This window comes from Paraglaciecola polaris LMG 21857 (genome assembly GCF_000315055.1).
GTDB lineage: Bacteria > Pseudomonadota > Gammaproteobacteria > Enterobacterales > Alteromonadaceae > Paraglaciecola > Paraglaciecola polaris.
The window spans coordinates 37,123-53,582 of sequence record NZ_BAER01000038.1; the positions used below are offsets into that span (position 1 = coordinate 37,123).

General features: G+C 43.2%; 16 protein-coding genes. 8 read left to right on the top strand and 8 right to left on the bottom strand.

Translation table 11 applies throughout. The features are described 5' to 3' along the window. Nucleotides 1-17: 17 nt before the first annotated feature. From GPLA_RS07190 to GPLA_RS07205, 4 genes are all read right to left on the bottom strand, one after another. On the bottom strand, nucleotides 18-1,328 hold the full coding sequence (locus GPLA_RS07190; protein WP_007104204.1) for a DUF3300 domain-containing protein: 1,311 nt from the start codon (nucleotides 1,326-1,328) through the stop codon (nucleotides 18-20). A gap of 188 nt (nucleotides 1,329-1,516) precedes the next feature. Continuing rightward, nucleotides 1,517-2,131, bottom strand: a complete 615-nt coding sequence (gene ribA / locus GPLA_RS07195; protein WP_040514122.1) for a GTP cyclohydrolase II — start codon at nucleotides 2,129-2,131, stop codon at nucleotides 1,517-1,519. Nucleotides 2,132-2,239: 108 nt separating this feature from the next. After that, complete coding sequence (locus GPLA_RS07200; protein WP_153810544.1) at nucleotides 2,240-5,122, bottom strand: EAL domain-containing protein; 2,883 nt, start codon at nucleotides 5,120-5,122, stop codon at nucleotides 2,240-2,242. Between the two features lie 128 nt (nucleotides 5,123-5,250). Continuing rightward, complete coding sequence (locus GPLA_RS07205; protein ID WP_007104207.1) at nucleotides 5,251-6,693, bottom strand: protein adenylyltransferase SelO; 1,443 nt, start codon at nucleotides 6,691-6,693, stop codon at nucleotides 5,251-5,253. A gap of 66 nt (nucleotides 6,694-6,759) precedes the next feature. Between GPLA_RS07205 and GPLA_RS07210 the strand changes: the two genes are divergently transcribed. After that, nucleotides 6,760-7,086, top strand: a complete 327-nt coding sequence (locus GPLA_RS07210; protein ID WP_007104208.1) for a c-type cytochrome — start codon at nucleotides 6,760-6,762, stop codon at nucleotides 7,084-7,086. A 180-nt stretch (nucleotides 7,087-7,266) separates the two neighbouring features. Continuing rightward, a complete protein-coding gene (locus GPLA_RS07215; RefSeq protein WP_007104209.1) occupies nucleotides 7,267-7,932 on the top strand; it encodes a glutathione S-transferase family protein in 666 nt (221 codons plus the stop codon). A gap of 44 nt (nucleotides 7,933-7,976) precedes the next feature. Here GPLA_RS07215 and metJ read toward each other — a convergent pair whose 3' ends face one another. Next, entirely contained in the window at nucleotides 7,977-8,300 is a 324-nt protein-coding gene (gene metJ / locus GPLA_RS07220; protein ID WP_007104210.1) for a met regulon transcriptional regulator MetJ, read from the bottom strand. Between the two features lie 146 nt (nucleotides 8,301-8,446). Between metJ and metF the strand changes: the two genes are divergently transcribed. After that, complete coding sequence (metF, locus tag GPLA_RS07225; RefSeq protein WP_007104211.1) at nucleotides 8,447-9,331, top strand: methylenetetrahydrofolate reductase; 885 nt, start codon at nucleotides 8,447-8,449, stop codon at nucleotides 9,329-9,331. A gap of 35 nt (nucleotides 9,332-9,366) precedes the next feature. Then, nucleotides 9,367-10,269, top strand: a complete 903-nt coding sequence (locus GPLA_RS07230; protein ID WP_007104212.1) for a virulence factor BrkB family protein — start codon at nucleotides 9,367-9,369, stop codon at nucleotides 10,267-10,269. Between the two features lie 13 nt (nucleotides 10,270-10,282). Here GPLA_RS07230 and GPLA_RS07235 read toward each other — a convergent pair whose 3' ends face one another. Together GPLA_RS07235 and GPLA_RS07240 are read right to left on the bottom strand one after the other, a co-directional pair. Then, nucleotides 10,283-10,921 carry a DUF2959 domain-containing protein gene (locus tag GPLA_RS07235; protein WP_007104213.1) on the bottom strand — a complete coding sequence of 213 codons (639 nt, stop codon included), beginning with the start codon at nucleotides 10,919-10,921 and terminating at the stop codon, nucleotides 10,283-10,285. A 20-nt stretch (nucleotides 10,922-10,941) separates the two neighbouring features. Continuing rightward, nucleotides 10,942-11,169 carry a hypothetical protein gene (locus tag GPLA_RS07240; RefSeq protein ID WP_007104214.1) on the bottom strand — a complete coding sequence of 76 codons (228 nt, stop codon included), beginning with the start codon at nucleotides 11,167-11,169 and terminating at the stop codon, nucleotides 10,942-10,944. A gap of 94 nt (nucleotides 11,170-11,263) precedes the next feature. On the opposite strand from GPLA_RS07240, the gene pip reads away from it, so the two are divergent. The 3 genes from pip (at nucleotide 11,264) to GPLA_RS07255 (ending at nucleotide 13,688) form a co-directional block, all read left to right on the top strand. Next, nucleotides 11,264-12,232: a prolyl aminopeptidase gene (gene pip, locus GPLA_RS07245; RefSeq protein ID WP_007104215.1), complete on the top strand. Its 969-nt coding sequence runs from the start codon at nucleotides 11,264-11,266 to the stop codon at nucleotides 12,230-12,232. Further along, complete coding sequence (dtd, locus tag GPLA_RS07250) at nucleotides 12,229-12,666, top strand: D-aminoacyl-tRNA deacylase (RefSeq protein ID WP_007104216.1); 438 nt, start codon at nucleotides 12,229-12,231, stop codon at nucleotides 12,664-12,666. The genes pip and dtd overlap by 4 nt, the downstream gene beginning before the upstream one ends. A gap of 95 nt (nucleotides 12,667-12,761) precedes the next feature. Then, entirely contained in the window at nucleotides 12,762-13,688 is a 927-nt protein-coding gene (locus GPLA_RS07255) for a bifunctional GNAT family N-acetyltransferase/hotdog fold thioesterase (protein ID WP_007104217.1), read from the top strand. A 99-nt stretch (nucleotides 13,689-13,787) separates the two neighbouring features. Here GPLA_RS07255 and rpoH read toward each other — a convergent pair whose 3' ends face one another. After that, nucleotides 13,788-14,639 (bottom strand): RNA polymerase sigma factor RpoH, encoded by an 852-nt coding sequence (gene rpoH / locus GPLA_RS07260; protein WP_007104218.1) that lies wholly within the window; start codon nucleotides 14,637-14,639, stop codon nucleotides 13,788-13,790. 528 nt (nucleotides 14,640-15,167) lie between these two features. Between rpoH and GPLA_RS07265 the strand changes: the two genes are divergently transcribed. Then, nucleotides 15,168-16,409, top strand: a complete 1,242-nt coding sequence (locus tag GPLA_RS07265; RefSeq protein WP_007104219.1) for an EAL and HDOD domain-containing protein — start codon at nucleotides 15,168-15,170, stop codon at nucleotides 16,407-16,409. Nucleotides 16,410-16,460 lie beyond the last annotated feature (51 nt).

A 16,460-nucleotide genomic window follows, 5' to 3' on the forward strand; every position in this document is an offset into this window, starting at 1 on the left:
CGTTTAAGCGTAACGGCTTAGTGTTCTACTGTCCTTCCTTTATGTTTTGCAGAATTCGAATGACCATTAGTGTGTTTTCGCATACTCGACTGTGACCTGTGTTGTTGTTTAGATGACGAGGTGCGTTCAACTTTTCTGTTTACCTGAATTTTTTTGTTACGATCATGAGCCATTGGTGCGCTTTTCACGGCTTTAGTCGGTCTTGATACATGTTCGTTTTTAGCACTGTATCGCTCAGACCGTTGGCTGTTATATGCTCTTTCTGGTTTGGTTCTGTGTTTATCAACCTTAAACGCCTTACTGTTTGACGACGTCCCTTGCTTAGAAAATACGTCATGCTTGTTATTCTGGCTCGGCTTATGTCTATATTCAGAACGGCTGTGCTGAGCTTGCTTATGTTTTAAACCTGATATGACCTTCGTGCGGTGACTTTGACTCTGTTGAGACTGATAGTTACGACTCGTTATGCCGCGTTGATGACGGCTATTCTGGCTTGTTTGGTACTTCACCGAACGTCTATGGTGACTATTATGGTGCCAACGTGGGTACTCCCGCACCTGTCTGTAGTTATATCTATGATTTGATCTACGAGAACGATAATCGTGATTAACCACCACATAATTGTTGCTCCACCTGAATCCCCCAAAAAAGAAGCCACTGCTGATATGAAAACGCGGACTCCAATAAATGCCTGAATGATAGGCATAGTGGCGTGGCGTGCGCCAATAAATAGGCTGATGCACTGTCCACCACCAATCACCGTACACCACCCGGGTATCATAATAAGGCACATAAACTGTTTCGCGCTCTACACTATGAATGACAATTTTATCCTTTTCCCGCTCGATATTTTGGTATTGGTTGTCTTGTAAATTACCTTTGACATATGCACGGCTTCGAAGGGTTTGCACACTCGTAAGTACCTGAGCTTCATTCGCTAAAAATGCGTCACCTAGGCTCTGTAGCCAGACTAAGTCTTTGCTCATGCGAGCGAGTAGTTCAGTAAAAGGGGTGAGGGCGATTACGCTAGGATCCCAGTCTTGCTCTTGAGCAAGATCCAGCGCTTGTTGCTCAGACAAATTATCATGCTCCTCACGCCAACGTGCTGCCTGTACCACTTCTAAAGGATAAGTGGCAGCAATTAAAATATGTGACAACAGAGAATCGGGATACAAAGCGATGGGGGCAAGCATTTGGTCTAGCTTGGCTTGATGCAATTCAACTATGGGCTGCTCTTGCGTTTCAGCATGCACCAGTTGCACGGTAGCACCTACTAATAGGCTTATCGCGGCAATGTAACTTATGATGTGTTTGGCAGATTTTCCCATGGGGAGACCTCAATTAGTCGTGCCTTTAATTTAATATAAAAGGACATTCGGTAAGCCTAGTGTCGATGACGAACGCTTAACCAAAACTGAATCGAGACTAAATGCGGGAGACAAACCAATTGAGAGTGTTGGTTGCAATACTGAATAAGTAAAGCAATATGGCCGTCGTAGACGGCCTACATAAAAAATTATTTGAGCAGATGCGGGTCGAACTTATGACCAAGCTTTTCAGTTTTGGTGCGAATGTAGTGACGGTTGTCGTCGGTGACCCCATGGTCAATAGGGGTGCGACTTACCACTTCAATGCCCATTCCTTCCAATGCGATGCGTTTTTTGGGATTGTTAGTCATCAAATTTACCCGTTGTACATTAAGTGTGTCCAACATGAGTTTACACATACCGTATTCGCGCAGGTCGGCATCAAAACCCAGATGCTCGTTTGCTTCTACAGTGTCTAAGCCCTGATCTTGTAAATTATAAGCCCGAATTTTATTCAGTAAACCAATGCCACGGCCTTCTTGGCGAAGGTATAACAACACCCCTTTGCCTTGTTCAACGATGTTTTGTAGGGCTTTCTCAAGTTGAGCTCCACAGTCACAACGGGTACTAAACAATGCGTCCCCTGTTAAGCATTCGGAGTGAATACGAATGGGCACCACATCGCCAGTTTGCCACTGGCCGAAAGTAAGGGCGACATGTTCTTGTTCGGTAGCAGTCTCAACGAACCCGTGTATGGTGAACTTCCCCCAGTGGGTGGGTAACGAAGCTGAGCTCACGAATTCGTACTTCTGATGTAGTTTCATATTTTTACTTGCTGACTTGTATGGGTTATTCACAGAGCGTGTCACATTGGATGAAAATATGGGTGCGTATTATTCAAATACAAGTGCTTTTTGCAGCTCTATTTTTGATTAACCGTTTTTATCGCCATCCGCCATTGTGCTTAAGGATGCAGGTTTATTGACGCCGTATCCTTGAGCGAAATCGACACCAATTTTGCCTAGCTCAACCATGATTTCTTTTGATTCAACGTATTCGGCAACGGTTTGTATTTGCATGGCGCTGGCAATGTCTTTTATTGAGGTAACCATCGCCATATCGACGGGATCTATGAGGATATTTTTGACGAAGTCACCGTCAATTTTCACCTGATCGACCGGTAGATTTTTTAGATAATGATAAGATGAAAAGCCACTACCAAAATCATCGAGGGCGAAGGTACAACCTAACGCTTTGAATGTGTTGATAAAATCCACAGTTTCGTCGAGCTTTAAAATCGCCATGCTTTCAGTGATTTCAAAACAAATTTTATTGTGTGGTATCTGATATTTTTCAAATGCACTGAGTATGAACAACTTTAAGTCTTGGTTTCCCAAGGAGTGTCCACTGAGATTGATATTGCATCGATAAAGAGCGTCTTTGTGTTTTGGGTTGTCGTTTAACCAAGTGAAATAGCGGTCGATGACCCAACGATCAATTTTAGCACTTAAGTTATAACGCTCAGCAGCAGGAAGGAATTCATTAGGCAGAATGTGTTGGTCATGTTCATCCACCAAGCGCAGCAATATTTCATAATGATGGCCATGGGCCATAGTGGTCATCGGCATGTAGCTTTGACAAAACAATTCAAAACCGTCATGGGCCAGCGCATGTTGAATGCGTGGTAGCCAACTCAACTGAGACTCATATTTTGCGATGTGTTTGTCGGTAGCTGAATAGGTATGTAGCCGATTACGGCCGAGCTTTTTCGCCATATAGCAGGCTGAGTCGGCCATGCTCAATAACTGCTCAGAGCTGGAGATAGCTTTATTCCACGGGACTTGGCCTATGCTGACGCACAAGTTTAAGCGTCGCTCTTCCCATGCAAAATGAAACTCTCGCACAGTGTTTAACAACTTGTTAGCCAGCATAAAGCTATTCTGTGCATTATTCCCCGTCAACAATATGCCAAATTCGTCTCCGCCCAATCGTCCGATAATTCCGTCACTTGTGACTGTTTTGAGCATTAATTCGGAAAACTGTTTGAGTATAGCGTCGCCTGCTTTATGGCCGTGGGTGTCGTTTATAGCTTTAAATTGGTCGATATTCACATGCAATAAAGTCAGTTCGTCTTGTTGTTTGCCAGCAACATTTATGGCCATGTGCAAACGTTTTTCAAATTCTTGACGTTGATAAAAACCGGTTAACGTATCGTGGCTAGCCATATATATCAGGCCTAAATCTGTGGACTTCTGGGCACTAATATCCAGAATAGATCCACAAATCACTTTTTCTTCACTATCAGCTTGCTTACTTAGCTGGGCTGATACCGTTAACCATATGTCTTTCTGTTGGCGGGTTTTGCCACGTAATTCTTTACCCAAGGTATATTGATTTTTGTGTAACTCTCCTAGCAATAACTCACGTTCATTTGGTTCGGCATATAATTGCGACATTGAGCTGAGTTGCCCTAGCATTTGTTGCACGTCGTCGTAGCCAAAAATTTTTGCTAACGCACTATTGGCGCGTAGGAGTCGGCCGTCAAGACTCGAGATAAAACGCCCTTCAGGAGCGAATTCAAACATGTCGACAAATTGCTGCAAAGCACGAATATCGTCTTGTTGCTCGTTGTGATGACGAAAAGCAATGACCTTTTCATGGGCGGCAATAGCAACGGCAATCAACACTATGCCTATGATTATCAGGGTACTTAAGGCCAGGGAAAGTCGTTCAGGAAAGGCAATCCAATTCAGGTAGAGACCTAAGTGCGCGCAGGTTGTAAGTGTAATGAGCGACAAGCCTAAGGCAAATACACGATTGCTGATGGTGTGATCTTTATAGCGATAGAAAATGGCCAATAGAGCGATCACCACAATCGCCATGATCGACGCCCCTGCCACGACGAGGATCTGTTGATAGCTATTTAATATTAATGCTGCCGCCGCACTCAACCAACCCATAGCGTATAGAAAATAGCGATAATATGTGGGCAGTGGACGAAAGATCGTAAAGGTGATTTTGGCTAAAGAGAACAACAGTAATGCACATACAATCGTGCTGATATTATCAATGTAAGCGTTGAATCCAGAAACGTGGCTGATTATTCCCTGACTGTTTAAAAACAGCAGTAAATAACCCGCACTGGCCACTGAAAACCAAAAGCGAACAGGACTACGAAGCAGAGTGTAGGTGACTAAAAAGTACAACACCATCATCGCAAGTGCACCACTAAACAAGGCGAACACTGTGCTGTTTCGCTGCTCTTTTTTATTCAGTGCTGCTTCGGACTTGAGTTTAAAAGCAAACACTAATGGGCCTTCGTCCCGAACCTTAATATAGATATTGCGCGGCTGTGCATAAGGTACATCAAGGGGCACAACGAACAGTCTGTGCTCGTAAGGGCGATTCTCTAACGGACGAGTTGTGCCTAGCCGGTAAGAGCTAATAATTCGCTCGCGCTCATCTAGAACGTAAATGTCCAGTGCGTCAATGCGCGGATTATCGATACTAATAAAATACGGTTGATGGCTACTGTCACTCTGCAGTGTGACTTTGCCCCATAGACTTTGGTTAGCATTTAGCGGTTGAGGTGAAAAAGTGCTACGCCAAGTTTGCAATTCCTGCACGTCAGATAATTGTACGCGGTTGTCAGCGACCAACCATTGACTGTGTGTTAACAAATCAATGGTGGGAGACGAACCATCGAGATTCACCATTGGGTGGGGTAAAGGTGCTTGCGCCCAGACAGTTTGGCTTAGTTGCACGGTAAGCAACATAAAACAAAACAACGAACAGGCGTGAGTTAAAAGACGCATTTTCACTATCTAGGAAACCAAAGGAATATCGATTGCAGCTGCCAAGCACAACCTTGAAATGTATCGTGATCTGTAGCCTAACATCGGATATTCCCTTTCAACAAAGAGTTTATCTCTTGTCTTTAGGATTAGCTGCTGCATGAAATTTCCATATGTTTACCCCAATCAGGTGGTGGTTTTGCAAAATCTGCATATTCAGGCTTTGATTCAAAAGGTTGTTGTAACACGTGTAAAAAGGTTTTAAATCGAGAGAAGTCACCGTCCTCCGCTGCGTCGATGGCAAGTTGCGCCTGATAATTACGCAACACATACTCGGGGTTTACTTGACGCATTCTATTTTGGCGTTCTTCCACGGGTACGCCTTGTTCAAGCAGTGTTTGTTGGTATTGACTTAACCAGCTTTGGGCCGCTTCACGTTGAATGAAATGATTCACCAGTTGAGGGTTGAGCTGATGTTCATTTATCTCGCATAGTAGGCGAAAGCTAATATGGTAGTCCCGCTTGTCTTGAGACACTAAATCAAGCCAGCCATTTACCAACTCAGCCGTGGACGGACTCGGCGTAAATAAGCCGAGTTTTTGGTGCATCAGTTGAGAGAACTCACTGAGTAATTGGCTCTCGTAGTTGCCTAAGGCGAGTTTGATTTCCTCAATGCTCAAGTACGGTGTAAATGCATGGGCCAAAGCGTTTAAGTTCCATAGTCCAATGCCGGGCTGTTCTTCAAAAGCGTATCGCCCCTGGTGATCAGAATGATTACACACAAACTTGGGATCAAAATCATCAAGAAACGCATAGGGGCCAAAATCAAAGGTGATCCCATGAATCGACATGTTATCTGTGTTCATTACACCGTGATTAAAACCAAAAGCTTGCCATTTAGCGATTAGGCTTGCGGTGTCCAAAACAATACGCTCAAGCATAGCAAGATGCGGATTTTTAGCATTAGCACAGGATTTGAAATGGTGTTCCAAGCAATAGGCAAATAGTTTTTCAAGTTTATCGAGCTGACCACTGTGATAAAAGTACTCAAAATGACCGAAACGAATATGGCTTTGACTGACACGGATCATCATAGCTGCTCGTTCTTGTTTTTCTCGATACACAGGCTCGTCACTGGTTATCAAACACAATGCCCTAGAAGTCGGAATACCCATATGATGCAGGGCTTCGCTGGCAAGGTATTCGCGCAATGTAGAGCGTAATACGGCACGCCCATCAGCAAATCGAGAATAGGGAGTCGGGCCAGCGCCTTTTAGGTGTAGATCCCAACGTTGACCGTTTTTATCTTTCACGTCGCCTAGCAATAGACCACGGCCATCGCCTAAGTCAGGATTCCAGCCGCCAAACTGATGCCCACCATACTTTTGTGCAAAAGAATGTTTCGTAAATGAACTTGTATTGTCAAATAGCATCGACATTATGCTAGATTGCGTAAAACCTGATGCAGGTAGTTGCAGCGCGTCGCGTAAAGTGTGGTTAACCTCAACCAGTTTAGGATTCGCCACACCTAAGGGCTTAGTAAGGGCACCTAAGTCACCTAATTGCGTTGCATATGAATGATCTAAATTCATTATCTGCCTCTATATATTACTTGTAGAATGGTTTTTCAAAAACCGACATTATCTTAAGGACCAATTATGAATCTAATCTCAAAAGCATGTGTTGTGGCGAGTCTGTCAACGGTTGCCATATTATCAACTAACGTTTTCGCTGGCGACATAGCAGCAGGTAAATCTAAAGCGGCTACGTGTGTTGCATGTCATGGTGCTAACGGTATATCACAAATTCCTATGTATCCGAATTTAGCTGGGCAAAAAGAGCAGTATTTATCGTTGCAACTTAAGGCCTTTCGCTCAGGTGAACGTAAAAATATGATAATGGCACCTATGGTCGCAGCCTTAAGTGATGCTGATATTGAAAATTTATCGGCCTATTTTGCAAGTTTGGATCCGTCAGGAAAATAGCACAACTTTTTGTTTTTTATAAATTTATTTAGGGCTGGACGATAGCTTGTCTGCAGCCCTTTTTTTTGCATTTCATCAAGGTCGGTGGATATAACAACATATTCATAAATTTGATGAGCCAGTTTGCTCGTTTACGCGTACTTTAATCTTCTTAACTCTATATTTACCCTAGGTGCTTCTATGATCACACTTCACCACCTCAATAATTCCCGTTCTCAGCGCATTCTATGGATGTTGGAAGAACTGGGTGTCGAATATGAGATTAAGCGCTACCAGCGTGATGACCAGACTAATTTGGCTCCAGAATCCCTAAAAAAAGTTCATCAGTTGGGTAAGTCCCCCGTGATCACTGACGGCGAAGTGACGGTGGCTGAATCAGGTGCAATCATTGATTATTTAGGGCGAAAATACAGTGAGAGTTCACTTATTCCTCACGCTGACACCGAAGCATATCGTCAGTATACATATTGGTTACATTTTGCCGAGGGAACACTGATGCCGCCTATGGTCGCAAAATTAGTGTTTGATAAAGTCCGTCAGAATGCCAAACCATTTTTTGTCAAAATGATTGCTAATAAAATTGCAGACAAAGTGATGGACGGCTACTACGGGGTAAACTTGGTGGCTAATCTTAAATATGTTGATCAATATCTGGCCGAAAATGAGTGGTTTGCTGGAGATACGTTATCAGGGGCTGATGTGCAGATGAGTTTTCCACTCGAAGCGATGGCGTCACGCAACGTGGCTGGTGAGTACCCGAATATCGCTGCCTACGTTAAACGTATACATGCACGCCCTGCATATCAACAGGGTCTGTCACGTGGTGGACATTACGATTACGCTTAGTTCATTGTGCGAATCACAAAATTGAATAGCCCGCCAAAGTAGGGCTATTCTTCTGAATCGATATCAATCCCCATCTCCTGCATAATGCGCAGGGCATCACTTGGGATCCGGTTTTCGTTGTCTTTTTGTAAGTCGTTGTCGTTCGGTAACGGTTGCCCAGTAAAAGCATGCAAGAATGCTTCACATAATAATTCTGAGTTCGTTGCATGACGAAGATTATTTACTTGCCTACGGGTACGTTCATCCGTTAACACCTTAAGTACTTTAAGAGGAATTGAGACAGTGACTTTCTTCACTTGCTCGCTTTTCTTTCCATGCTCGGCATAGGGATGAATGTACTTCCCATTCCATTTTGTTGTTTTAGCCATCGTTTACTCACTTTTTTCTTTCTTATAAGGGGAAATTCTAACCATAAACCAATAAAGGTCAACGATAGACTGCTAAACATCTTGACGGCTTTACGTACAAAGTTTAGTTTAGACGTCTAAACGTCCAGATAATTACGGAGCTTTCCATGGTCTCTTATGCACAAGGTATCGATGCCCTCAACCAGTCACTCTCGGAAGTGAAAGGGATCAATGTATCATTTGAATTTTTCCCACCGAAAACAGAAACAATGGAACAAACATTGTGGAAATCGGTTGAGCGATTAGCTCCCCTTAAGCCCAAATATATGTCTGTCACCTACGGGGCCAATAGCGGCGAGCGGGATCGGACCCATGAAATCGTTAAACGAATTCAAAGTGAAACAGGTATTGCTGCTGCCCCACATTTAACGTGTGTTGATGCAAGCCGGGACGAATTAAAGCAAATAGCCAAGGATTATTGGGCCAGTGGTATTCGTAAAATCGTGGCCTTACGGGGTGACTTACCTGAAGGGTATACCGAGCACGTCTCATACGCATCGGATTTAGTTGCGTTATTGCGTGATGTAGCGGACTTTGACATTGCCGTTGCTGCTTATCCAGAGAAACACCCAGAAGCACCAAACAGCCAGTTTGATTTGTTAAATCTAAAGCGTAAAGCTGAAGCCGGCGCCAACCAAGCGATTAGCCAGTTCTTTTTTGATGCTGAAGTTTTCTTGCGCTTTAGAGACCGTGCTGCGGCAGCGGGAATTGATATGGACATAGTACCAGGTATATTGCCTGTGACTAACTACCAAACTTTGCAACGTTTTGCCGGTTTTACCAATGTACATGTGCCTAACTGGTTGCACAAAATGTATGATGGCTTGGATAAAGATGATCAAACTACGCGTAATTTGATGGGCGCGAGTATCGCCATGGATATGGTTAAGGTACTTGCAAAAGAAGGTATACGAGATTTCCATTTTTACACCTTAAATCGCTGCGAATTAAGTTATGCTATTTGCCATATGTTAGGTGTTAGAGCAGACTAGAGTCTTCACTCTTAGCCTGTTGTACAAGGAAATATATGGAGCCCAAGATTATATTATTGGATGTATTCAGACGTTGGTTGCCAAAGGCGAATATCTTTGTCCGCATGTTTGTATCTCATTGTCAGCGCGATGGGATCACTGTTTCAGCCGGGCATTTAGCTTATGTTTCTTTATTGTCTTTGGTGCCTTTTATTATGGTGTTTTTCACCATTTTATCGGCATTTCCAGCATTTTCTGAGGTCAGGGGGGAAATCGAAAGCCTGATCTTTGGCAATTTCATTCCCACTTCGGGGGATCTAATCCAAGGTTACGTCGCCGAGTTTGTGGGGAATGCCTCAAAAATGGGGGCGATTGGGATTTTATCTTTGGTTGTGGTGGCATTACTGCTGATCTCAAATATTGATAAGACCTTGAATCGTATTTGGCAAGCGAAGAGCGAGCGGCCAATTATCTTTACGCTCGCTATCTATTGGATGATCCTAACATTAGGGCCTTTATTAATTGGCTTGAGCGTGATCATGAGCTCTTATTTGGTGGCCTTTGCTAATTCAGCTGAGGCTTACACTATGGGCGCGACGACGGCCATGCTCAAAACTGTGCCCTTTATTGCCTCTGTGTGCGCTTTCTTTATTTTATATATGATTGTACCCAATAAGCGTATTAATCCTCGTCACGCCATTGTGGGTGCGTTTGTTGGGGCATTACTGTTTGAACTGTCTAAGAAAGGCTTTTCATTTTACATAACCCATTTTCCGTCTTACCAAATGATTTACGGCGCGATGGCCGTGATCCCAATCTTATTTGTGTGGGTGTACTTATCTTGGATAGTCGTGTTACTCGGGGCTGAGTTAACCCATGTGATTGAGGTGTTTTTTCATGAAGAGCCTGAAGAGAGTTTTACGCAGGTCGACGATGAGGATCCTCAGTCGCCTGCATAATGGGCATCATATGTTAATCACGCATGCTGGATATAAATGCGTTTGACTCTTTGATGGCGTTATTCATTTCAGCAATTAGCTGATTTATATCGTTTTTAACGCCATTGAATTCACTTTGCAGCGCACCGATAGCCGTGGCATTAAGGTTATGTTTTAAATACAATACATTGTCTTGCAAGGCGGATAGCACAGGCGACATTTTGGCCTCTGCCTTGCGCATGCTTTTTACTAGGCTTTGGTACCGGCGTTGGGTGTCTTGCAATTTACTCGCGCTTTCTCGACGTAGACCCGGATTAGTATACTTATCAAGCTCTGTTTCCCATTCATCAAACAGAGCATCGGCTACACTCTCAACCTTATTAATACGCTTAGTGACTTCAGCAGCAGCTTGGTTACTTTCTTCATATTGCTCTTTCAGCTCTTCGTATACGTCTTGTAATTCACCGCCATCGTAATTCATTAAATGGGTGAATTGCTCTAACGCGTCACTAAATTGCTGTTGAGCATCTTCTTGTGACTCTTTAGCGTCCTCTACACGATCAACCATGATATCGCGCTTTTCTACACCGACTTTCTCCCAGGCGGCATAATAAGCACTCTGGCATCCAGCTAGTAAGGTAAATAAGAATAACGTTGGGATAATTTTATACATGAAAACCTCGTAAATATTGTTTAGCCGCGATATTTTGCGGCGTCAATGATGGACCAAACTTGAAATATAAATCCAAAAATCGCCATGAAAAAGAGAATACCTGTCGCTGCGAGTGCATAGTTTGTCCACACTAGGACGAAAAATATCAATGCTGCTAATATGCGACCTTGCACTAACTGCCCTAATCCTGGAATAAATAAGTTACAAATCGCTGCAATTACATTTCCACCTGAACCTTGTCCTGCCATATGTTGCCCCTAAGTTATTAATTCTTTATTGTTATCGCACTTTATCAAATTATTGCAATTGGTTGGAAGAAACAATGTCAAAGCAGATCCCTTTATGAGTGAACTCTATCCGGCAATTAAACCATTTTTTAGTGAGATGTTAGCGGTAAGTGATGGTCACTCACTATATCTAGAGCAAAGTGGTAATCCTAAAGGGATACCTGTGCTATTTCTACACGGCGGGCCAGGAGCGGGACTTTTCGCCAATTATCGACGATTTTTTGATCCGCAAAAATATTGGATCATTGGTTTTGACCAAAGAGGCAGTGGTCAGTCGACACCATTTGGCAGTGTTGAGCATAATACCACTGAGAATTTATTGAACGATATCAGCCAAATAAGAGAGTACTTGGGGGTTCAGCAGTGGGTGTTGTTTGGTGGTTCCTGGGGCGCTACCTTGGCTCTACTCGCGGCAATAGCGCGACCTGAAAGCGTAAAAGGACTGGTGTTAAGAGGAAGTTTCTTGGCACGGGCGGAAGATTTCGCTTGGTATCTAGATGAAAAAGGTGGGGCAGCGCAGTTATTTCCTGATTATTATCAGGAATTTGTGTATCCCGTGCAAGATGCTTTGGCTACCAGCACCCTAGTGGATGCGTATTATGCTTTATTTACCGGCAGTGATGAAATTCACAAAATGGCGGCAATTAAAGCCTGGTGTTTATGGGAAGCACGCATCAGTCGTTTACATTGTAAAATGCGCGAAGATGATTTACTGCCTGATGTACACAGAGGAATTAGTTTAGCGAAATTGGAATGCCATTATATTAAGCATCAGTGTTTTATCGAACCTAATTATATATTAGACAACATCTCTAAAATCCAGCATATCCCAGCCACTATTATTCATGGTCGTTACGACTGTGTATGTAAAATACAAGGGGCATTTGCGCTGAATCAACATTGGCCCGCCAGTCAGTTAACCATAGTGCCCGAGTCTGGTCACAGTGCAAACGAGCCTAAAATAAGCGCAGCATTATGTTTAGCAGCGACCGCTATGGCTGATTTCATTAAGGAGAATAAATGATAGGTCTGTTACAGCGGGTTAGTGAGGCCAAGGTAACGGTCGATGGCGATATAACAGGACAAATCGATAAGGGGATCCTCTTGCTGCTTGGTGTGGAAAAAGATGACGATGAAGCTAAAGCTAAAAAGTTGTTCGAGCGGGTGCTGAATTATCGTATTTTTAGTGATCAGGGCGGTAAAATGAGCCTCAACCTACAGCAAGTGGGTGGGGAATTACTGGTGATCTCACAGTTCACTTTGGTGGCACAAACGAATAAAGGTAATCGACCGGGCTTTTCCCAAGGCGCCTCTCCACAGCTAGGGGAGTCACTTTATAACTACTTTGTGAAATTAGGTGAGCGTAGCGAAGTATCCTGTCAAACTGGGATATTTGGTGCAAATATGCAAGTTAGCTTAGTAAACGACGGTCCAGTTACTTTCAGTTTGCAGGTGTAGTTTGCTCAATAGCCACGAATGATATTTAATGGTGTGCTGGCTGATTAAACATAGCCACAGGTTATCGATATTTCCACAAGGATAAATGCATCGTAATGTATAAAATTGAAACCCCCGAATCCGAAGTAGATTTCGACGCTTATTTTGAGTTTCGCTGGCAAATGCTGCGCAAGCCTTGGAACTATCCGCAAGGATCAGAAAAAGATGAGTACGAGCAGGTTAGTGAGCATCGTATGATCCGCAACAATAAAGGCGAAGTGATTGCTATTGGTCGGGTTCATATGAACAACGCTGAAGAGGCTCAAATTCGTCATATTGCCGTTGCCAATGAAGCCCAGGGCCGTGGCTTAGCTAAAATGGTTATGTCATCCCTTGAAGCCGTCGCTCGGCAAGAAGGGGCCGTGCGAATAGTCACCAACAGTCGTGAGTTATCCACCCCTTTTTTTAAAAGCTGCGGATTTGAAGTAGAGAGAGAAGCGTCAGCTGAACTCGGTAAGCTTAAGCGCCAGCAGATGGTTAAGCGTTTGCTGGATCACAATACCATTCTATTACATCCCAAATGGTGTAAGGAGCTACAGGATACGTGGCATGACACTATTCCAATTAGTGAGCAAATGGGTATAAAGCTTCACCAGTATTCGGGCAAAACCCTAGAAAATCGTGCATCGTTGAACAAAAATATAAATTTACACGGCACCATGTTCGCCGGCAGTATCTTTTCACTTGCGACGTTAACGGGCTGGGGAATGATTTTTTTACAGCTCAAAGAAAAGAATTTAATGGGGGAAATCGTATTGGGGGATGGCAACATTCATTACCATAAGCCGATTACCATGCAACCTAGAGCCTTGTGTCATATCGAAAGCTTAAACGGGAAATTTGATGTGCTGTCCAAAGGTAAAAAATGTCAAATTAAGCTTCACGTAGATATTTTAGATGGTGATACAGCCGTGGCTGAATTTAGCGGTGTATATTGGATCCTGCCGCCCGAGCCTGAAGTGCAAACGGACAACGAGTCATAAGTCACTGAAGCTTGTATTACTAAGTATTACTATCTCAGCAAATTTAAGACAATAAAAAAGCGCGTTATAAACGCGCTTTTTTGTGCTTAAGTTACTGAGTTACACCATGGCACTCTGTAATTTTTTCATAGCGTTCTTTTCAATTTGACGAACACGCTCAGCGGAAACTTGATATTTGTCCGCTAGGTCTTGCAGTGTTGTCTTGTCGTCGCTTAACCAACGCGTCTGAATAATGTGCTGGCTGCGCTCATCAAGTGTTTTGATCGCGGAATACAGTTTTTGTGATGCAATGGCATCCCAATCGGCATTCACTACGTCAGTTTCAACGCTAGGGCTTTTATCTTCTAAGAACTGCACAGGGGCAAAACTGCCGCTTTCATCGTCATCAGCAGAAAGATCAAATGCCTGATCGTGGCTACTCATGCGGGCTTCCATCTGCAGTACTTCTTTCTCGCTCACTCCTAGATCGCTCGCTACTTTCTGCACTTCTGCATGGGTAAACCAGCCTAGACGCTTTTTATTTTTACGTAGATTAAAGAAAAGCTTACGTTGCGCTTTGGTCGTCGCAACTTTCACTATGCGCCAATTACGCAGCACAAATTCGTGAATTTCGGCTTTTATCCAATGTACTGCAAAAGACACCAATCTAACGCCGACAGTAGGGTCGAAGCGTCTTACTGCCTTCATTAAGCCGATGTTACCTTCTTGAATTAAGTCTGCTTGAGGTAGGCCATAACCAGAATAAGATTTAGCAATATGCACAACGAAACGTAGGTGCGACATGATTAGCTTTCTTGCAGCCAATAGATCGTCGTCCTGTTGTAAACGTTCTGCTAGACCTCGTTCTTCCTCGGCGCTGAGCATATTAATGCTACTAACAGCCTGAACATAAGTTTCAATGCTACCGGTCTGTGGAACGGTTAATGTTAATGCGCGCATATCTGTTGTCATAATCACCTCGTGTAACAATGTGTTCCGGGATCTATGCAATGACTTTGCCATCCAAGAACCGCTTTGAGTTAAGCTCGCTGTAGTAGACCACCCAAATGCGAAAAAATTTCATGTAGCAGCTGATATATTGGTGCGATAATATAAAAAATAAGATTTAGTTGATCAAGATCAATTGAAACGTTATTAGAGCGCTACTTGGTGTTGTTCGAATACCATGAACAATCAATGAAGTCACCATAATAACAGATGTTACTGTACGCAAGAACTATCTTAGTAATATTAATATTCTATTACATATGAACGCACTTCCATAACGTTTGGCTGCTGGAATTGATCATTTTTGTTTTAATGGTGTAAAAACAACAATTTGTCTTATTTACAAAGTTTAAATGAGTCTGTTAATCTGAACTTGATTAAAAATTCGGCGGGAGGGTACTTTAGGTATCGCATCAGGTCCGTATTCGCTACCCATGCGTTATGTCTTAGTTAGGCCTAATAGTTTAATAAAATGATTTCAAAGGGATGTAAATGTTCGCCTTTATTGCTCGTCAGCCTATATTAGATCGTCAAAGAGATGTGTTTGCCTACGAATTGCTTTTTCGAGATGGTAAGAACAATTGCTTTCCGGACACGGTGAGAGATGAACGTACGGAGAAACTGATTGCTAAGCACTACCTTACGCTGGGCTTAGATGATATCTCCTGTAATAAAAAGTCGTTTATTAATTTTCAAAAAGAAACACTAGTGAATGGGCTTCCCTCGGTTTTAGACCCAGCAAACGTGGTGGTTGAATTATCCGATGCATTATTACCCCACGATACCCTGCTGGACGTGTGCCGTCAGGTTAAAGATACCGGGTTTACCATCGCATTGGATGATCATAATCTAGATCCTAAGTGGAATGAATATCTGCCTTATGTGGATATTGTCAAAGTTAACGTGATGCAAAGTGACTATGACGGTGTGGCCAAAAGCATGCCTAGATTACTCGATTCCAACGTCAAACTTGTGGCTGAAAAAATCGACACTCAGCAAGATTTTGAAATTTACCTAGATATGGGGTTTGACTACTTCCAAGGATATTTCTTTGCTAAACCTGAAGCGATAAAGCAACAAAACCTGCCCACGTCACAATTGACTTTAGTCGAATTAATGGGGGTTAGCTCTAGTGAAACCTTCGATATCGAGCGGGTCAATTCTGTTATAGAGCATGACGTCGGTTTGTCGTACATGCTGTTGCGTTTTGTGAACAACCCTATGGTGAATAAGCGCTATAAAATAACCTCACTGCGTCACGCTATTACCTACATGGGTGAGGTGGAGTTGAAGAAGTTTGTCGCTTTATTGGCATTGGCAAATTTAAATGACAACAAACCTATCGAGTTACTGCATTTGTCCCTTGTTCGGGCTAAGTTCTGTGATTTGGTCGCCCATGAAGCTAAGAAGGGTGACAACCCGCCTGTTGGCTTTTTGGTGGGGTTGTTCTCTTTATTAGATGCCATACTCGATCAGAATATGGATACTTTACTCAATCAGTTACCTATTGATGACGAAGTGAAGTTTGCCCTAAGTGGGGGGCAGAATGATTTGTCTATCTATTTAGTGCTAGCGAGAGCGTTTGAAAGTGCGAACTGGTTGAAAGTGATCCGTATCGCAGGGCTACTCAAGATTGACCAAAAACGCCTGCACAGTATGTTTAATCAAGCGATTGTTTGGGGTAACGGCTTACGGCAGTCCGTATCTCCTCATTTCCCGGAAACGAAGGCTTAAGCACTGGAATAAATAAAATAAGGGGGATGATAGTCGGTAATATAGAACCTT

What these genes read in the sequence shown, in the direction of transcription:
- GPLA_RS07190 (WP_007104204.1), bottom strand. Translation starts at nt 1,328, where the DNA reads ATGGGAAAATCTGCCAAACACATCATAAGTTACATTGCCGCGATAAGC.
- ribA (WP_040514122.1), bottom strand. Translation starts at nt 2,131, where the DNA reads ATGAAACTACATCAGAAGTACGAATTCGTGAGCTCAGCTTCGTTACCC.
- GPLA_RS07200 (WP_153810544.1), bottom strand. Translation starts at nt 5,122, where the DNA reads ATGCGTCTTTTAACTCACGCCTGTTCGTTGTTTTGTTTTATGTTGCTT.
- GPLA_RS07205 (WP_007104207.1), bottom strand. Translation starts at nt 6,693, where the DNA reads ATGAATTTAGATCATTCATATGCAACGCAATTAGGTGACTTAGGTGCC.
- GPLA_RS07210 (WP_007104208.1), top strand. Translation starts at nt 6,760, where the DNA reads ATGAATCTAATCTCAAAAGCATGTGTTGTGGCGAGTCTGTCAACGGTT.
- GPLA_RS07215 (WP_007104209.1), top strand. Translation starts at nt 7,267, where the DNA reads ATGATCACACTTCACCACCTCAATAATTCCCGTTCTCAGCGCATTCTA.
- metJ (WP_007104210.1), bottom strand. Translation starts at nt 8,300, where the DNA reads ATGGCTAAAACAACAAAATGGAATGGGAAGTACATTCATCCCTATGCC.
- metF (WP_007104211.1), top strand. Translation starts at nt 8,447, where the DNA reads ATGGTCTCTTATGCACAAGGTATCGATGCCCTCAACCAGTCACTCTCG.
- GPLA_RS07230 (WP_007104212.1), top strand. Translation starts at nt 9,367, where the DNA reads ATGGAGCCCAAGATTATATTATTGGATGTATTCAGACGTTGGTTGCCA.
- GPLA_RS07235 (WP_007104213.1), bottom strand. Translation starts at nt 10,921, where the DNA reads ATGTATAAAATTATCCCAACGTTATTCTTATTTACCTTACTAGCTGGA.
- GPLA_RS07240 (WP_007104214.1), bottom strand. Translation starts at nt 11,169, where the DNA reads ATGGCAGGACAAGGTTCAGGTGGAAATGTAATTGCAGCGATTTGTAAC.
- pip (WP_007104215.1), top strand. Translation starts at nt 11,264, where the DNA reads ATGAGTGAACTCTATCCGGCAATTAAACCATTTTTTAGTGAGATGTTA.
- dtd (WP_007104216.1), top strand. Translation starts at nt 12,229, where the DNA reads ATGATAGGTCTGTTACAGCGGGTTAGTGAGGCCAAGGTAACGGTCGAT.
- GPLA_RS07255 (WP_007104217.1), top strand. Translation starts at nt 12,762, where the DNA reads ATGTATAAAATTGAAACCCCCGAATCCGAAGTAGATTTCGACGCTTAT.
- rpoH (WP_007104218.1), bottom strand. Translation starts at nt 14,639, where the DNA reads ATGACAACAGATATGCGCGCATTAACATTAACCGTTCCACAGACCGGT.
- GPLA_RS07265 (WP_007104219.1), top strand. Translation starts at nt 15,168, where the DNA reads ATGTTCGCCTTTATTGCTCGTCAGCCTATATTAGATCGTCAAAGAGAT.